We start from the raw sequence: 15,528 nt of genomic DNA, 5'->3' as shown, positions 1-15,528 counted from the left end.
AACGAACCGGTTATTTCCAGGGTAGCTGATCCATCCGTTGGCGAGCGCTGCTGTACTCCTTTTTGAGTCGTTCAATCAGGTCGCTGGCCGGACCGATCTTCTTGATGGCGCCGATGCCCTGACCACTGCCCCAGATGTCTTTCCAGGCTTTGGAGCTGCCATCGCCGAAATCCATCTTGGACGGGTCGCTTTCCGGCAGGTCGTCCGGGTCCAGGCCTGCCGCTTCGATAGAGCTGCGCAGGTAGTTGCCGTGCACCCCGGTGAAGAGGTTGGAATAGATGATGTCACTGGCACTGCTGTCGACGATGGACTGCTTGTAACGCTCATCTGCGTTGGCTTCATCGGTGGCGATAAAGGCGGAACCGATATAGGCCAGGTCGGCCCCCATGGCCTGGGCCGCCAGAATGGCATCGCCCTTGGCGATGGAACCGGAGAGCAGCAGTGGGCCGTCAAACCATTCGCGGATTTCCTGTACCAGGGCAAAGGGGGATTGCGTTCCCGCATGACCACCGGCCCCGGCGGCCACGGCGATCAGGCCATCCGCCCCTTTCTCGATGGCTTTTTTGGCGAAGAAATTATTGATGATGTCGTGGAATACCAGGCCGCCATAGCTGTGGATGGCCTCGTTCACGTCCACCCGCGCGCCCAGGGAGGTGATCACGATAGGCACCTTGTACTTCACGCACATTTCCAGATCGTGTTCCAGGCGGTTGTTGGACTTGTGCACGATCTGGTTCACCGCAAACGGTGCCGCCGGTTGATCCGGGTTGGCCTGGTTCCAGGCGTCCAGCTCTTCGGTGATGCGCTTTAGCCAGACTTCCAGCTCTTCCGCCGGCCGGGCGTTCAGTGCCGGAAACGAGCCGACGATACCGGCCTTGCACTGGGCAATGACCAGGTCCGGGTTGGAGACAATAAACATGGGTGAGGCAACGGCCGGCAGGCGTAGCCGCTCTTGCAGGGACGCGGGTAGCGACATGGTAACTCCTTGTTCAGGGTGAGGGCGCCATGGCGGGCGCCTGCAGGGAAGAAATTACACATGAAAAGACCGGCAATTGCGATGGTTGGTTGCGACGTTGATGGTGATCTGGAAGTCGTCTAGCGATCGCCCGGTGTTTTCAGAAAAGCCAGCAGCCGCGCGGGAAGGCCTGCGGAACGGAGCAGGGGTCGCACATGCATCAGGTCCTGGTGAATGTCCTGGACATTATCCGTCAGGCGATCCACTTGCCGGGTGATACCGTCCACCCGGTATGACAGATCCCGGACCTGCTCGGGCAGGGCGTCCATGCGCTCAATAATTCGCATAATGCGATGCGCCATGATCAGGTATTCCAGTGCGGCACGCACCACCGCAACAATCACCAGCAGTAGCAGCGGTGAAACCGCCAGGGCGATCAGGCCGATGGGGGTGGATATCCAGAAACAGGCGGCAGCGATTCCGAACACGGCCACGGCCGCCCCTGCCACCAGAAGCAGGTAGAAAAGTGGCAGCAAGCGCATGGTCAGGTAGTGTTCGAAACGCCAATCCGCCAGATTGGGAACGAGTGAGGGTGGCCGTTGTAAGCGCTGGTCAGGTTCCATGATGAATTCCTTTTTTTTGTCATGGAATTCAGTCTAGAACCGATAACGGTTGACGCAATTACCGCAGCGCCGTTGCGCCAGGCTGTACAGAGAGTGCCGTGTTTACTTGTCCCCGTCCTTGCTTTCCCCCTTGCGCAGGGAATCCAGCAGTCGGGCGGGCAAGCCCGCGGATCGCAGCAGGGGACGAAGCTGGATCACGGTGCCATGGATGTCTTCCACCTGGCTGGTAAGCGCCTCTACCCGGCCCTCGACTTTGGCGACCTGGTCGGGAAGCGCTCTCATACTTTCCACGATACTCATGGTGCGATGGGCCATCACCAGATATTCCAGTGCGGCACGGACGATGGCGACAAACACAACAAACAGCAAAGGGGATAGCACGGTGGCGGCAAGCCCAAACCACAAGGAGCTGGAGTAGCTGGCGGCCACCAAAAAACCCACCAGCAGCAGTGCGCCGATAATCATCAGCAGATACAACAGAGGCAGCAGCTGCATGGACAGATAACGATTGAACTGCCAGTCCACCATTTGCAGGATTTTGGATTGGTTCAGTTTTTCCTGGTTGAGCATGGACACCCCCGACGGCCATCAATTTACTTTATTGTTGCCGGCCTCCCAGGCTATTCCTACCCATAGATTGTAATGCTCTGTTATAGATTCCGGCATGGCAGACCAGAGATCCGGGGGAAATGCCAGGCAAATCGTGTCCTATCTGCTGGCCTAAATCCGAACATGTTTCCCGGTTTTGGCGAGGGAAGACAAATTGTCTCTTCGCAGGGGTGATCAGAGGCTGGCGCCGGCATCGGTGAATGGCAGGTTTGAATGGCGCCGTTTCGATGCCTTTTCTCATTAAAATCAACTTGTTGCTGATTATTTCTTGGCGCCATTCCGTCCTGTCTTTTATGCCTTAGATGTCTGGATTCAGCAAGCAGAAGAGGCCGTAGGAGGCAGGGCGAACCGAATTGAACCCGAACAAGCATTCGCTTTATTGTGTCACCCGTCAATGTAACAGTAGTGCGCGCCGATCTGTTTCCCCGGTGCGCAAGATTATCGGCTTTGCCCCATTGGACAGGTGACCAAATGACCACTGCAACGATTCATTCATATGTGCCGAAAAACGCCAAGCAACGGCCCGAGATGCCGATCCGCCATATGGATTTTCAGTTCGATGGCAAGCAGCTTGACGATACCTTCTTCAGAAACACGGAGCTGGCGTCGGCATACTTCGAAGCCTTGTCCATCTTTCTGACCTTTGGCGAAGATCTGGTGATTGATACCGCCCGCCATCATCGTCAGTTTGTGAAAGATCCGGAGCTCAAGCGTCTGGTAACCGCCCTGATCGGCCAGGAAGCGATTCATTCCAAGATGCACAATGAGTTCAATGATGTGCTGGCCCAACATCGTTTCCCCGTGGGGCTGTATCGTTTTCTTGCCGACAAGGTGTTTGAGCACGGCTTCAAGAAACTGCCCAACCGCATGCAGCTGTCCTTGATGGCGGGCATTGAGCATTTCACCGCTGTGCTGGCGGAATACATGATGAAGCACGAAGACATCTTCTATGAGTCCTTCGACGAGAAGCAGCGTGCCCTGTGGATGTGGCACATGCTGGAAGAGTCAGAGCATAAAGATGTGGCCTACGACGTGTTCCAGGAATTGTCCGGCGACTATGCCCTGCGTATGCAAGGCTTTGCCCTGGCGGCCTTCACCATCGTTTTCCTGATTCCGGTTGCGGCATCCTTGATTCCAATCATGCGCAAGCCGCGCAATCTGTTGAGCCCGCGTTACTGGAAGGATGTGCAGCGCAGTCTGGCAGTCATGGTCGGGCCCAAAGATGGGGTGTATGGCAGCACCATCAAGCATATTCTCGATTACACCCGCCGCGATTTTCATCCCAGTGACCACGACACCAGTGCGTACCTGGAGTACTACAAGGAAAAACTGCTTAACCCGAAAACCGGGCTGTTGGCGCCTTACCTGACAAAGGAATTCGTGCCGGGCAAGCGTGCCTGAACGAACACTGAATACTCGACCTGTGAAAGGGATAACAAAATGATGAATATTCTCAAGTTTCGTTCCAGCAAGCCCAGCTATAACGGTTATGCCGTTGTCACCGGTGCCGGTAGTGGTATCGGGCGAAGTTTTGCCCTGGAACTGGCCAAACGAAACACCGCGGTGGTTTGCGCAGATCTGAAGCTGGAAAGTGCCGAAGAAACGGTAGCACTGATTGAAAAAGCCGGTGGCAAGGCCTATGCAGTGGCCTGCGATGTGGGCAAGGCGGCCCAGGTGAAGAAGCTCTCCGAGCAGGCGGAGAAGCTGCTCGGCAACCCGGTCACCATGGTCATCAACAATGCCGGCGTAGGTATCGGTGGCAAGTTCGAAGAGCTCAGCCTGCAGGACTGGAAATGGGTGATGGATGTGAACCTCTGGGGGGTAGTGCACGGCTGTCACTACTTCGTGCCCGGGTTCAAGAAGCAGGGCCGCGGTGCCATTATCAATGTGGCCTCTGCTGCGTCCTATACCGCTGCGCCGGAAATGAGTGCCTACAACGTGACCAAGGCCGGTGTGCGGGCCCTGTCCGAAACCCTCTACGCGGAACTCAAGCGCGATAATATCAAGGTCAATGTCCTGTGCCCGACCCTGGTGCCGACCAACATCATCAAGGATGGCCGCATTCCGGATCGTTACTCCAAACTGGCCGACCATGCGCTGATGAACTATGCCATGACCACCAGTGACTCCGTGGCCAAGCTGACCCTGAATCGTCTCGACAAGGGTGAGCTTTACACCACCCCGCAGGTGGACGCCAAGCTGTTCTGGATGATGAAGCGCGCCACCCCCAACCTGTATGCGAACCTGCTGGGCTTCTCCTACCGGTTTGTTAAGAATTAAACGAGGTATTTCCCATGCCAGCGACTCAGAAAAAAACCGCCCCTGAGGCCAGGATTTACGACACCTTTATTGTTGGTGCCGGCATCTCCGGTCTGTGTGCCGCCATCAAGATGAAGAAAGAGGGCTATCACGATTTCAAGATCATCGAGAAAGCCAACCGTGTCGGCGGGACCTGGCGGGAAAATACCTATCCGGGCTGTGGTTGTGATGTCCCTTCCTCCCTGTATTCGTTTTCCTTTGCCCTGAGCAGCAAGTGGAGCCATCTGTTTGCTCGCCAGCCGGAAATCCTCAGTTACCTGGAAGAGGTCAGTGAGGACTTCGGCATCAACGATCTGATCGAATTCGGCACGGAGCTGGAACACGCCGAGTGGGATGAAAGCCGCCATCTGTGGGTCTTGGATACCAATAAAGGCCAGACTCTGGCGCGCACCGTGGTCTTTGCCACCGGGCCGATTACCGAAGCGCAGATTCCCTCCCTGCCGGGACTGGATAGCTTCAAGGGCGAAATGTTCCATTCCGCCAAATGGAACCATGATTATGATCTGACCGGTAAACGTGTGGCGGTGATTGGCACTGGTGCTTCGGCCATCCAGTTCGTACCGCAGATCCAGCCCAAGGTGAAAGAGCTGCATGTGTTCCAGCGCACGGCTCCCTGGGTGCTGCCCAAGCCGGATATGGATCTGGGCGACACCAGCAAGCAGCTGATCGACAAGCTGCCGATTATCCAGAAGAGCTGGCGCAAGGCGGTAGCGACATCGTTGAATGTGATCAACTTCGGCCTGCGTAATCCGGCGGCCCTGAAGCCGGTGAGCACGGCAGCCAAACAGTTGTTGCGCGTGCAGGTGAAAGACAAGGCGCTGCGCAAAGCGGTGACCCCGGACTTTACGCTGGGCTGCAAGCGTATCCTGTTTGCCAACAACTATTACCCGGCCCTGCAGGCAGACAATGCCAACCTGATTCCCCATGGCCTGGTGGAAGTGGAGGGCAATACCGTGATTGCCGCCAATGGTGAGCGTCACGAAGTGGACGTGATCATCTGGGGGACTGGTTTCGAGGTGTCTCACCCGCCCATTGGTCGCAAGGTGATTGATGCCAACGGTGATCGCCTCTCCGACCTGTGGAAGGACAGCTCTCCGGAAGCCTATCTGGGCGCCACCATGAAAGACGTGCCCAATGCTTTCCTGGTACTGGGGCCGAACGTGCTGGTGTACGACTCTTTCATCGGACTGGCGGAAGCCCAGCTGGACTACATCATTGATGGTTTGAAAAAGGTGAAGCAGAAAGGTATCACCCGTTTTGCGATCAAGCCTCAGGTATTGAAAGCCCACAACGATAAAGTCCAGAAGCATCTGAAGACCACGGTGTTCAACAGTGGTGGCTGCAAGAGTTATTACCTGGATCAGAATGGCCGCAACTTTGCTGCCTGGCCCTGGTCGCTGAAAGAGCTGAAGAAGCGCCTGAGCCGTTTCAAGGTCAGTGACTACGAAGTGGCCTATCAAAGCGCGGAGAAAAAGAAAGCCGCCTGACGACGATTAGATGACGGGTCTATTGAATGAGGGGAAGCGAAATGCTTCCCCTCATGCTTTCTACGCCACCGCGGGCGTGAAGGCGGTCAGCCGGCCAATTCCACCTTCTTATCCACATAGCTGGCCAGGATATCCCCGAACACGGTTGTCAGCTCCTCGAAGCTTTGTATCGGGTTGTCCTCGGACAGATGCCTGACCACGGTGAAAATGCCGCCATTGATATAGAAATAGGCCACGGTGGGAATGTTGGGCAGTTTCAGCAGCTGCGGGTGGTGCATCAGGTACTGGGTGAACAGTTCCATGAGGGCGCTGTTGATCGGTGATTGGTAGATCACCATGTCCATGCTGAAAGCGTGGCGGGCACAGCGAAGATAGAGCTGGTTGTTCTCTTCCAGGAAGTCCCGAAAGCTGAACAACAATTTCTCGATGGCCTCACGGATGTCCAGGCGCACCAGTTCCGGGATCAAGGGTTTGATCAGATCCACGGTGTCACTGACAAAGCGTTTGCTTGCCGCATCAATGATGGCGTCCTTGTCCTCAAAATATTCATACAGCGAACCCACGCCAATACCGGCCTTTTCCGCGATCTGCCTGGCAGTGATAGCACTGGGGCCGTGGCTGGCAATGGAGATCAGGGCGGCCTGGACAATGGCATCCACGGTGGCCTTGGAGCGTTGTTGTTTGGGTTTGCGAGCCATCTGATTATCCGAGTTGAATCCGAACGAGCATTCGCTTTATTGTTACATCAACTACTGTGACAGTAAATGTCTTTGTCACCATCAACGGTGCGCCGGGCCCTGCGGCCTTTCGTCACCACAGGCAGAATAATCCGTAAGGAGTGCATCATGGCTTCCATCGATCTGGACAAAATGCTGACCAAAATCAAAAGCACCCAGTGGGCCCTGTCGGACATCGATTGGGATGCTCCCGGTGCCGAACTGATCACGGATGAGCAGTGGCCCAAGCTGAAAGAGTTCATGGCCGATCTGATGTGGATCGAGCACGTGGGAGCCCGCGCCTTTGCGGCACTGGCAAAAAAGGCACCGGACGATACCCTGCGTCAGATTTACACCTACTTCCATGCGGAAGAGCAGCGTCACGCCAATGCGGAAATGGCGCTGATGAAGCGCTGGGGCATGCTGGAAGGGGATGAGATCCCCGAGCCCAACATCAACCTGCGTATCGTCATCGAGTGGCTGGATCGCTTTGCCGATGAGATGCCGCTGTATGTGCTGGGTACCGTGGTGCCCATGCTGGAAATTGCCCTGGACGGCGCCCTCTGTACCTTCCTGCTGGATACCGTGAAAGATCCGGTTTGTCATCAGGCATTCGAACGAATCAACGACGATGAATCCCGCCACCTGGGCGTGGGCTTTACCGTGATGGAAATGCAGGGTCGCGGAAAAACCTTCATCGGCGCCACCAAAATGCTGGCCCCGTTGATGGACCCGCGGTTGATTCTGGGTATCGCCTCCTATGCGCCTCTGCTGAACAAAATGCGCGACAACGTAATTGCCATGGGCTTGCCGGAAGAAAAACTCTACAAGGCCATGAAGAAGTTTGAGCGTATCGGTGGCCGTACCGAGGACGGCCGTCGCAACCCCTGGTTCCAGATCATCAAATACCATGGCCGCTTTGTGACCAACCGCAGCCAGAAGGTGTATCACGTCCCCGTCGACGGGCTGGTGAAACTCACCAATATGGTGCCCCGTCGGGCCCTGCCGGCAGTGCCCTCCTGGGTGAAGGAACTGACCTGGCAGCCCACAGCGACCCACTGATTCCCCGTAGATATGTCATCACCATGGGCCGTTTTGGCCCATGGTGGTGTCCTCCGATTTCGTAAGAGCTAGACCGTTATGACTGAACCCACTGCCAAGAAAAAACCGGCACCGCGCAAGGCAGCGACGCGCAAGCGTGCCCCCGCGGCAAAGAAAGCCACGGCGGCCCGCAAACCCGCCCGTAAGACTCCATCGGTAAAGCCCGTGTCAGTGTTGATTGTCGGTGCCGGCTTCGCGGGTCTGGGCATGGCCATTCGTCTCAAGCAGGCCGGCATCAATGATTTCGTGATTCTGGAACGAGGCAACGCCGTGGGTGGCACCTGGCGGGATAACCAGTATCCCGGGGCCGCCTGTGACATTCCCTCCAACCTGTATTCCTATTCCTTCGCGCCGAACCCGGACTGGTCGCGGAGTTTCTCCGGCAGTCAGGAAATTCTTGGCTATATCCATCATCTGGTGGCCGAGTTCGACCTGGAAAAGCATATTCGCTTCGAGCAAAACGTGGCGGAGCTGAGCTTCGATGACAAAACCGGCGTGTGGACTGCCACCACGGACAAGAAGGCTGTCTTCGCCGGACGTGCCGCGGTCATGGCTCAGGGGCCGTTATCCAACTGCAGTTTCCCTGCCATCACCGGCATTGATGATTTCCAGGGTCACAAGATTCACAGCGCCCGCTGGGACCATGATTATGACTTCAGCGGCAAGCGTGTGGCTGTAATTGGCACTGGTGCCAGCGGCATTCAGATCATTCCTGAACTGGTGAAAACCGCGGCCCACGTCAAGGTCTTCCAGCGCACCCCGGGCTGGGTGCTGCCGCGACCGGATTTTGCCACTCCGGCCTGGAACAAGGCCCTGTTTCGCAAGCTGCCGGCCAGCCAGCAGGCCATGCGCAATCTGCTCTACTGGACCCATGAAAGCATGGCGCTGGCGGTGATCTGGAATTCGCCGCTGACGCGGATTGCTGAGCGAGTGGCGCGCCTGCACCTTCGCCGCCAGGTGAAAGACCGCTGGCTGCGCCGCCAGCTGACGCCGGATTTCACCATCGGCTGCAAGCGGGTGCTGGTCTCCAACGACTACTACCCGGCTTTGCAGAAAGACAATGCCAAACTGATTACCTGGCCCATTGCCCGTATCAGCGAAAAGGGTGTGCGGACGGTGGAAGGCATTGAGCATCAGGTGGATTGCATTGTCTTTGCCACCGGTTTCGATGTGAGCCACTCCGGCACGCCGTTCCCGGTGAAGGGCCGAGGCGGCCGGGTGCTCGGTGACGAGTGGCAGGGCGGAGCCCAGGCGTACAAGAGCATCAATGTGTCGGGGTATCCGAACTTGTTCATGACGTTTGGTCCCAACTCGGGACCTGGCCATAATTCGGCGCTGGTCTACATGGAATCCCAGCTCGACTATGCGGTGAAAGGCATCAACAAAATTCTTCAAGACAATCTGAAAATGCTGGACGTGAAAGAATACGTCCAGCGTCGCCACAACAAGGAAATGCAAAAGCGCCTGGCCCGGACGAACTGGAATTCCGGCTGCAAAAGCTGGTATCTGACCGAAGATGGTTTCAATGCCACCATGTACCCGGGTTTCGCCACCCAGTACGCGGCTCAGATGGCAGAATTTGAAGAGCGTGATTACGAAACCGTCTGACCCCTTGGTCTGGTTTCTTCCGGTGAACGCGGCCTCTGGCCGCGTTTTTTTTGCGGTGCGTTTCATATTCTTGGGCCGCGTCCCGCGTTTGCCATAAAAGCATCACGCTTTTGTCGCAGTGGCTTCATCCCGCCCATTTATAAACCCAGGTTCACTGATCATTAAATAACACGAACCGTTGGGGAGTTCACCATGACATCTTGGTATAGCCTGGGGGCCGGCGTACTGCTGGCTGCTGCCTTGACTGCCTGTGGCGGTGACAGCAGCGATGACAATCCTGCTGCTGGTGGCGAGCAAGTGAAAACGCCGGATGGCCTGCGTTTGTCCTTTTTGAGTCGCTACGAATCTGGCAGCTTTGACGCCTCTGCGGCGGAAATTCCTGCGTTTGACAGCGCAAGCCAGCGCCTGTTTGTGGTCAATGCAGAACAGGGCGTACTGGATGTGCTGGATTTCAGTGACCCACAACACCCGGAAAAAATAGGGTCCCTGAGTGTCGGGGAAGTGGCGCCGGGTGCGGAAGTGAACAGCGTCGCCGTAAAAAATGGACTGGTGGCTATCGCCATTGAAGCGGATCCGAAAACCGACAACGGTTTCGCTGCCCTGTACCGGGCTGAAGACCTGAGTTTGCTCGGTAGTGTGGAAGTCGGTGCCCAGCCGGACATGATTATCTTTACCCCGGATGGCAGCAAGGTGCTCACCGCCAATGAGGGTGAGCCCAGCGATGATTACCAGATTGATCCTCCGGGCTCCATCAGCATTATCGATATCAGTAATCCGCAGGATCCACAGGTCGATACTGCGGATTTCACAGCCTTCGATGCGAATACATTACGCAGTATGGGGGTGCGCATCTATGGTCCCGGCGCGGATGTGGCCATGGATCTGGAGCCGGAATACATTGCCGTGTCCGCCGATGGCAAAACCGCCTGGGTGACTCTGCAGGAGAATAACGCCCTGGCCAAGGTCAGCATTGATACCGCCACTGTTACCGACATCCTGCCGTTGGGAGAAATTGATCGTAGCGCGGAAGGTTTCGGGCTGGATGTCAGTGATGATGACCAGGAAATTCATATCAAAACCTGGGACGGTGTGGTGGGGCTGTACCTGCCTGACGCCATCCAGGCCTACAGCGCCGGTGGCAGCACCTATCTGGTGACGGCCAACGAAGGCGATGCCCGTGCCTGGGGGGAAGATAACGATGCTTACTGGGGCACCGAAGGCGAGGAATGCATGGGGGATGCCAGCCAGGGTTTCGTGGAAGAATTCCGCGTCAAGCATCTGGTACATGCCAGTGGCTTTGATCGCCGCTGTGGCGACGATCTGCCTCCCCAGTTGCGTGAGCTGGGTGCCGGGGCGCTGCTGGATCCCGCCGTGTTCGGTTATTGCGGTGCCAGCGCCGGTGATCCCGGTGACTGCCGTGAAGATGATGTGTTGGGCCGTCTCAACATTACCTGGGTCATGGGCTACAAAACCGATGAGGCGGGCAGTCCGCTGATGTACAACGACGCGGGTGAGCTGGATGAGGCTGGCACCCGCATCATGTATGACACCCTGTACAGCTATGGCGGGCGCTCTTTCTCCATCCGGGATGAAAACGGCAACCTGGTATTCGACAGCGGTGATCAAATCGAACAGTTCCTGGCCAGCGAGGAATGTCGGTTGGGTACCAACCGCAGCATCGCGTGCCAGGATTACTTCAACAGTGGCCATGATGAAATCAACGCCATGGACAGCCGCAGCGATGCCAAAGGTCCGGAGCCGGAGGGGCTGACCATCGGTACCATCGGTGACAAGACGTTCCTGTTCATGGCTCTGGAGCGGATGGGCGGCATTCTGGTCTATGACATTACCGACCCCCAGCAGCCCCAGCGACTGGACTACCTGAACAGCCGCAATTTCTGGGGTGGCGGTGGTGACGGCGCGGACATCGAAGACCTGATCGATGACGGCCTGCTGGCAGAAAGTGATGTGGGGGCCGTGGTCGGTGACCTGGGTCCGGAAGGGCTGGTATTCATCCCCGCTTCCGACTCTCCCAGTGGGATGCCGTTACTGGTCGTCGGTAATGAAGTCAGCGGCACCACCTCGGTCTATGAAGTGGAAACCCTTTTTGACGAAGAGTAAATGTCGCTTACCCGATCAAGGCGGCCTTCGGGCCGCCTTTTTTATGGCATATCGCGGGCGCGGAGGTTGAGCCAGGCCAGTCCCGGCAAGGCGTCAGGGGCAAGATAGCGCTTGCGCCCGTTGCTACTCGCTTCCCGGGGCGCAGCGCCGACGATGCCAGAGTCACCTACGTCTTCTTCGCATCAAGCGCTGCCAGCTGTTCCGGCGTGGCCGGTTGCTGGTGTTTTTCCTTCCATTCGGCATAGGGCATGCCGTAGACCCATTCCCGGGCCGCCTCGTAGTCCAGCGTCAGCTCCCGGTCTTCGGCGGCGGCCACCAGCCATTTGGACAGACAGTTACGGCAAAAGTCCGCCAGGATCATCAGGTCGATATTCTGCACGTCCTTGTTTTCGTCCAGGTGCCGCAGCAAGCGGCGAAAGGCGGCGGCTTCCAGTTCGGTGCGTGTTGCCGTATCCAGCGAGCTCATGGGGCTTCTCCAGCAAAAGGGGGGGAGGGCCATGATACGGGCGGAAAATGGCAGCCGTCGACGCCGGGCGCGTAGCATGCATACTATGGGGCACAGTAACCCGTATGGAGGAAGGGCGATGACATTGAAACGAGGTGTAGTAATTGTCGGTCTGTTTTTGGCGGCAGGGTGGCTGCTGGTCAGCTGCGGCATGAACAGCGAGGAAAAACGACTGGCGGCGGCCATCGACCAGGCCTTGCAGACCCGGGATCTGGGCTACTGGCAGGTGGAAGATCTGGATATCGAAGACCAGCGCATGGACCAGACCGGGCCCGAGGAAATCATCACCTACAAGGTGGAAGCGGTGCTGGCCCTGGACAAGTCGTTGCGTGAGGTGCGCTATGTGGATGACATCGGCAAGCGGGTGGTCACCCGTACCGCGCTGGCGGAAGGTGAAGAGCGGGATCTCACCGCGTCAGTCCAGATCATTCGCGGCAACGATGAAGAAAACGTGGTGACCACCCTGGATGAACAGGCCCTGCCCCGCGGCATGGTGGCGGAAGATTTCGAGCGCCGTTTTGACGGTTGGCAGGTGATTGCCGAAGACAGCGACGAATTTGCCGATCTGGAAAAGGAACTGCAGGGCAAGCTGGATGATAGCCTGTCCGCCCTGGCCGAGGCAGATCACACCCTGCGTCAGGTACAGGTGCAGTTGATGGCGTCCCGGGCGGAACTGGCGGTGCTGGAAGAGAACGCGGAAGCGGTGGGTGGTCTCGGCGAGCCCATGGAAAAAGCCAGCCAGGATGTGGAAGCCCTGATCGAACGGCTGGAAGAGCAGGAAGCGACCCGCGACAGCCTCAGCGAAGACGTGGATCGTAACAAAAAGGCCCTGGCCAGCCTGCGCGGGGAATGATGCTGGCCTGAGAGTCAATATTCAGGCCCGGGGGCGTCTCGGGTATCATGACGCCCCCGCAATCCCCATGAGAGCGCATCCATGTTTGAACTTACCGTCACGCCCCGCTTTTACGAAACCGATGCTTTCGGCCATGTGAACAACACCGTGGTCACCGGCTGGTTCGAAACCGGGCGTGCGCCCCTGTTCCAATTATTTGGTGGCGGCAGCAATCCGGCCTCCCTGCCACTGATTCTGGCCCGGGTGGAAGTGGATTTTGTCGGCCAGATTTACTATGGCAGCGATGTGCTGTTGCGTACTGGCATCGAGAAGATCGGCAACAGTTCCTTCGTGGTGGCCCAGCAAGCCTGGCAGAACGGAAAATTGGTGGCCCGTGGCAAGGCCGTGCAGGTCTACTTCGAGCATGACAAGCAGGCCTCGGCGCCGATCCCCGATAGATTCCGTCAGGTGCTGGCCGAGCATCAGGGCACCCTGCCGGAAGACCAGTAATCTCACGATTTGATCAGACCGATAGGCAAGGCAGGCATGTCACCTTGACGCCGCGACGTTACACTATCGGCCATACTGATTGCTCAACGTAACGGCAGCGAGGAACGGATGGCTTATCAGGGACAACAGAACTTTGATCACCGCCAGGCGCAGAAGCTGGGAGTGCTGATCACCAACCTGGGCACCCCGGATGCACCGGAGACCGGTGCACTGCGCCGTTATCTGCGCGAATTCCTCTCCGACCCGCGGGTGGTGGAAGTGCCCCGGCTGATCTGGTTTTTCATCCTGCACATGGTGATTCTGGTAATCCGTCCGCCGCGTTCCGCCCATGCCTATAAAAGCGTCTGGACCGATGCCGGATCACCGCTGATGGTGCACACCGAAGCCCAGTGCGCCGGCGTGCGCGAGCGTTTGCAGAACAAGTTCGGCGGCGACATCGAGGTGCGCTTTGCCATGCGCTACGGCAATCCCTCCATTGCCAGCCAGTTGCAGGCCATGGAAGAAGCGGGTGTTCGCAAGCTGGTAGTGCTGCCCCTGTATCCGCAGTACTCCGCGTCCACCAATGCCTCCACCTTCGACGCCATTGCCAAGGACTTTATGCAACGGCGCTGGTTGCCGGACCTGCGCTTTATCAGCCATTACCCGGATTACCCGCCCTACATTGAGGCCATGGCCAAACACATCGAGGCATTCCGCGCCGAACACGGCACGGCGGACAAGCTGATCTTCAGCTACCACGGGGTACCGAAAAAATACCTGCTCAATGGCGACCCCTACTTCTGCGAATGCCACAAGACCTCGCGCCTGCTGGCGGAGCGGCTGGGCCTGGGCGACGATGACTGGCTCACCACTTTCCAGTCCCGCTTCGGCCGTGAGGAATGGCTCAAACCTTACACCGACCACACCCTGATGGCGCTGCCGGAACAGGGCGTGAAATCCGTGCAGGTGTTCTGTCCGGGCTTCTCCTCCGACTGCCTGGAAACCCTGGAAGAAATCGGCGTGGAAAACCGCGGCTACTTCGAAGAAGCTGGTGGCGAAGCCTTCGGCTACATCCCGGCACTGAATGCAGAGCCCGGCCACCTGGATGCTCTCACCCAGCTGATCGAAGAGAACCTGCAGGGTTGGAGTGCCCCGGATAATAGCGATAGCACACGTGAAACCCGCTCGACACGTGCAGAGCATCTGAGCAAGTAACCCAGAGCGACGAATTTTCAGCACACCTCGCAGATAACCAATGTCATCCCGGGCTCGCCCCGGGACCTCCCTCCTCTTGCAGAGCACATGAACAGACCGACATGGTGATGCAGCGACCAAAGTTAGTGGTCGCACATCCCCAATATTGGGGATGTGCGCCTGCCTGACAGTGGTTAGTGTTACCGCATCAAGGAACAAGCCTGCCAATGCGGGCTTGTTGGGGATGGTTGAGTTGGTGAGAAGCGAGGGTGTCATGCTGATTCAGTGGAAGCGTTTGTATGGTGGGCTAATTCTTTTTCTTGCTGCAATGCTTGTAGCTTGTGGTGGGGGAGGTGGTGGAAGTTCTTCTGGAGGGGTATCTGGGGGAGCTGGATCGAACAATGACAACGATCAAAATGGTTCCGGAACTAAACAAATCAAAACGAAAATTAGTGAGCGTCTTTATCCCTACGGTGAGGATTGGGATCAACCAGTAAGCACCTATCCTGATTATATCCGCACGACCGCATATTGCGACGCATTGGCGACGGGTGAGTACCTTGGTGTCACCTTAATGGGTAGTAAAAGTTTCTATCCTGGGCACCCGGATTATCACGAAAGGATAGAACGGTAATCACCCCATTTTTAGCATCGCCCAAAAGTAGAGCTTACGCAGCCATCAGTGGCGGCTTGCCGCCATTGGCTTTGTGGGGTCGACGGTGATTGTAAAACCATAACCACTTGGTCGCATAATCCTGAACTTCCTCCAGGCTGTCGAACAGGTGTTTGCTAAGCCAGCTGTAACGGATTGTCCGGTTTGCACGCTCGATATAGGCATTCTGCTGCGGCTTTCCGGGCTGAATATACTCTATGCGAATCTCCCGCTTCTGAGCCCAACCGACGAAATCGTGGCTGATGAACTCGGGCCCGTTATCGCAGCGAATGGCTGTCGGTTTGCCTCGCCACTCG

At 57.1% G+C, this 15,528-nt stretch carries 16 protein-coding genes; 10 read left to right on the top strand and 6 right to left on the bottom strand.

Annotation, left to right across the window (positions count from 1 at the left end):
• Positions 1 to 10: 10 nt before the first annotated feature.
• From C4S63_RS06425 to C4S63_RS06415, 3 genes are all read right to left on the bottom strand, one after another.
• Complete coding sequence (locus tag C4S63_RS06425) at positions 11 to 976, bottom strand: nitronate monooxygenase family protein (protein ID WP_062815423.1); 966 nt, start codon at positions 974 to 976, stop codon at positions 11 to 13.
• A 119-nt stretch (positions 977 to 1,095) separates the two neighbouring features.
• Positions 1,096 to 1,578 carry a DUF4282 domain-containing protein gene (locus C4S63_RS06420; RefSeq protein WP_062815424.1) on the bottom strand — a complete coding sequence of 161 codons (483 nt, stop codon included), beginning with the start codon at positions 1,576 to 1,578 and terminating at the stop codon, positions 1,096 to 1,098.
• A 102-nt stretch (positions 1,579 to 1,680) separates the two neighbouring features.
• Positions 1,681 to 2,148, bottom strand: a complete 468-nt coding sequence (locus tag C4S63_RS06415; protein WP_062815425.1) for a DUF4282 domain-containing protein — start codon at positions 2,146 to 2,148, stop codon at positions 1,681 to 1,683.
• 510 nt (positions 2,149 to 2,658) lie between these two features.
• Here C4S63_RS06415 and C4S63_RS06410 point away from each other — a divergent pair.
• The 3 genes from C4S63_RS06410 to C4S63_RS06400 are packed head-to-tail and all read left to right on the top strand — an operon-like array spanning position 2,659 to position 5,993.
• Positions 2,659 to 3,588, top strand: a complete 930-nt coding sequence (locus C4S63_RS06410) for a metal-dependent hydrolase (RefSeq protein ID WP_063509548.1) — start codon at positions 2,659 to 2,661, stop codon at positions 3,586 to 3,588.
• Between the two features lie 39 nt (positions 3,589 to 3,627).
• Complete coding sequence (locus C4S63_RS06405; RefSeq protein WP_197461837.1) at positions 3,628 to 4,467, top strand: SDR family oxidoreductase; 840 nt, start codon at positions 3,628 to 3,630, stop codon at positions 4,465 to 4,467.
• Between the two features lie 14 nt (positions 4,468 to 4,481).
• Entirely contained in the window at positions 4,482 to 5,993 is a 1,512-nt protein-coding gene (locus tag C4S63_RS06400; RefSeq protein WP_063509547.1) for an NAD(P)/FAD-dependent oxidoreductase, read from the top strand.
• 86 nt (positions 5,994 to 6,079) lie between these two features.
• On the opposite strand, the gene C4S63_RS06395 is transcribed toward C4S63_RS06400, so the two are convergent.
• A complete protein-coding gene (locus C4S63_RS06395; RefSeq protein ID WP_103917071.1) occupies positions 6,080 to 6,691 on the bottom strand; it encodes a TetR/AcrR family transcriptional regulator in 612 nt (203 codons plus the stop codon).
• 147 nt (positions 6,692 to 6,838) lie between these two features.
• Here C4S63_RS06395 and C4S63_RS06390 point away from each other — a divergent pair, with 147 nt between their 5' ends.
• The 3 genes from C4S63_RS06390 to C4S63_RS06380 all read left to right on the top strand — a co-directional run bounded on the left by C4S63_RS06390 (position 6,839) and on the right by C4S63_RS06380 (position 11,539).
• On the top strand, positions 6,839 to 7,771 hold the full coding sequence (locus tag C4S63_RS06390) for a ferritin-like domain-containing protein (protein WP_063509545.1): 933 nt from the start codon (positions 6,839 to 6,841) through the stop codon (positions 7,769 to 7,771).
• A gap of 78 nt (positions 7,772 to 7,849) precedes the next feature.
• Entirely contained in the window at positions 7,850 to 9,418 is a 1,569-nt protein-coding gene (locus tag C4S63_RS06385; RefSeq protein WP_200819512.1) for an NAD(P)/FAD-dependent oxidoreductase, read from the top strand.
• A 192-nt stretch (positions 9,419 to 9,610) separates the two neighbouring features.
• On the top strand, positions 9,611 to 11,539 hold the full coding sequence (locus C4S63_RS06380; RefSeq protein ID WP_103917070.1) for a choice-of-anchor I family protein: 1,929 nt from the start codon (positions 9,611 to 9,613) through the stop codon (positions 11,537 to 11,539).
• 166 nt (positions 11,540 to 11,705) lie between these two features.
• Here the strand turns inward: C4S63_RS06380 and C4S63_RS06375 are convergent, their stop codons facing one another.
• Positions 11,706 to 12,005, bottom strand: coding sequence for a DUF1244 domain-containing protein (locus tag C4S63_RS06375; RefSeq protein ID WP_062815432.1), 300 nt, complete (start codon positions 12,003 to 12,005; stop codon positions 11,706 to 11,708).
• A 118-nt stretch (positions 12,006 to 12,123) separates the two neighbouring features.
• Here C4S63_RS06375 and C4S63_RS06370 point away from each other — a divergent pair, with 118 nt between their 5' ends.
• From C4S63_RS06370 to C4S63_RS17270, 4 genes are all read left to right on the top strand, one after another.
• On the top strand, positions 12,124 to 12,897 hold the full coding sequence (locus C4S63_RS06370; protein ID WP_103917069.1) for a hypothetical protein: 774 nt from the start codon (positions 12,124 to 12,126) through the stop codon (positions 12,895 to 12,897).
• Between the two features lie 81 nt (positions 12,898 to 12,978).
• Positions 12,979 to 13,386, top strand: coding sequence for a thioesterase family protein (locus tag C4S63_RS06365; RefSeq protein ID WP_103917068.1), 408 nt, complete (start codon positions 12,979 to 12,981; stop codon positions 13,384 to 13,386).
• Positions 13,387 to 13,494: 108 nt separating this feature from the next.
• Positions 13,495 to 14,580 carry a ferrochelatase gene (gene hemH / locus C4S63_RS06360; RefSeq protein WP_103917067.1) on the top strand — a complete coding sequence of 362 codons (1,086 nt, stop codon included), beginning with the start codon at positions 13,495 to 13,497 and terminating at the stop codon, positions 14,578 to 14,580.
• A 253-nt stretch (positions 14,581 to 14,833) separates the two neighbouring features.
• On the top strand, positions 14,834 to 15,193 hold the full coding sequence (locus C4S63_RS17270; protein ID WP_146063360.1) for a hypothetical protein: 360 nt from the start codon (positions 14,834 to 14,836) through the stop codon (positions 15,191 to 15,193).
• A 34-nt stretch (positions 15,194 to 15,227) separates the two neighbouring features.
• On the opposite strand, the gene C4S63_RS06355 is transcribed toward C4S63_RS17270, so the two are convergent.
• Positions 15,228 to 15,528, bottom strand: a 301-nt coding sequence (locus C4S63_RS06355) for an integrase core domain-containing protein (protein WP_146063359.1), incomplete at its 5' end; no start/stop codon positions are given.

It is taken from the genome of Alcanivorax sp. DSM 26293 (assembly GCF_900107995.1).
In the GTDB taxonomy this organism is placed as follows: domain Bacteria; phylum Pseudomonadota; class Gammaproteobacteria; order Pseudomonadales; family Alcanivoracaceae; genus Alcanivorax.
The sequence above is the reverse complement of the archived record's forward strand: the minus strand, read 5'-3'. Positions and strand labels throughout refer to the sequence as shown.

Coding starts and splice junctions, on each gene's coding strand:
- C4S63_RS06425 (WP_062815423.1), bottom strand. CDS start 976: ATGTCGCTACCCGCGTCCCTGCAAGAGCGGCTACGCCTGCCGGCCGTT.
- C4S63_RS06415 (WP_062815425.1), bottom strand. CDS start 2,148: ATGCTCAACCAGGAAAAACTGAACCAATCCAAAATCCTGCAAATGGTG.
- C4S63_RS06365 (WP_103917068.1), top strand. CDS start 12,979: ATGTTTGAACTTACCGTCACGCCCCGCTTTTACGAAACCGATGCTTTC.
- C4S63_RS06375 (WP_062815432.1), bottom strand. CDS start 12,005: ATGAGCTCGCTGGATACGGCAACACGCACCGAACTGGAAGCCGCCGCC.
- C4S63_RS06370 (WP_103917069.1), top strand. CDS start 12,124: ATGACATTGAAACGAGGTGTAGTAATTGTCGGTCTGTTTTTGGCGGCA.
- C4S63_RS06385 (WP_200819512.1), top strand. CDS start 7,850: ATGACTGAACCCACTGCCAAGAAAAAACCGGCACCGCGCAAGGCAGCG.
- C4S63_RS06380 (WP_103917070.1), top strand. CDS start 9,611: ATGACATCTTGGTATAGCCTGGGGGCCGGCGTACTGCTGGCTGCTGCC.
- C4S63_RS06410 (WP_063509548.1), top strand. CDS start 2,659: ATGACCACTGCAACGATTCATTCATATGTGCCGAAAAACGCCAAGCAA.
- C4S63_RS17270 (WP_146063360.1), top strand. CDS start 14,834: ATGCTGATTCAGTGGAAGCGTTTGTATGGTGGGCTAATTCTTTTTCTT.
- C4S63_RS06420 (WP_062815424.1), bottom strand. CDS start 1,578: ATGGAACCTGACCAGCGCTTACAACGGCCACCCTCACTCGTTCCCAAT.
- hemH (WP_103917067.1), top strand. CDS start 13,495: ATGGCTTATCAGGGACAACAGAACTTTGATCACCGCCAGGCGCAGAAG.
- C4S63_RS06395 (WP_103917071.1), bottom strand. CDS start 6,691: ATGGCTCGCAAACCCAAACAACAACGCTCCAAGGCCACCGTGGATGCC.
- C4S63_RS06400 (WP_063509547.1), top strand. CDS start 4,482: ATGCCAGCGACTCAGAAAAAAACCGCCCCTGAGGCCAGGATTTACGAC.
- C4S63_RS06405 (WP_197461837.1), top strand. CDS start 3,628: ATGATGAATATTCTCAAGTTTCGTTCCAGCAAGCCCAGCTATAACGGT.
- C4S63_RS06390 (WP_063509545.1), top strand. CDS start 6,839: ATGGCTTCCATCGATCTGGACAAAATGCTGACCAAAATCAAAAGCACC.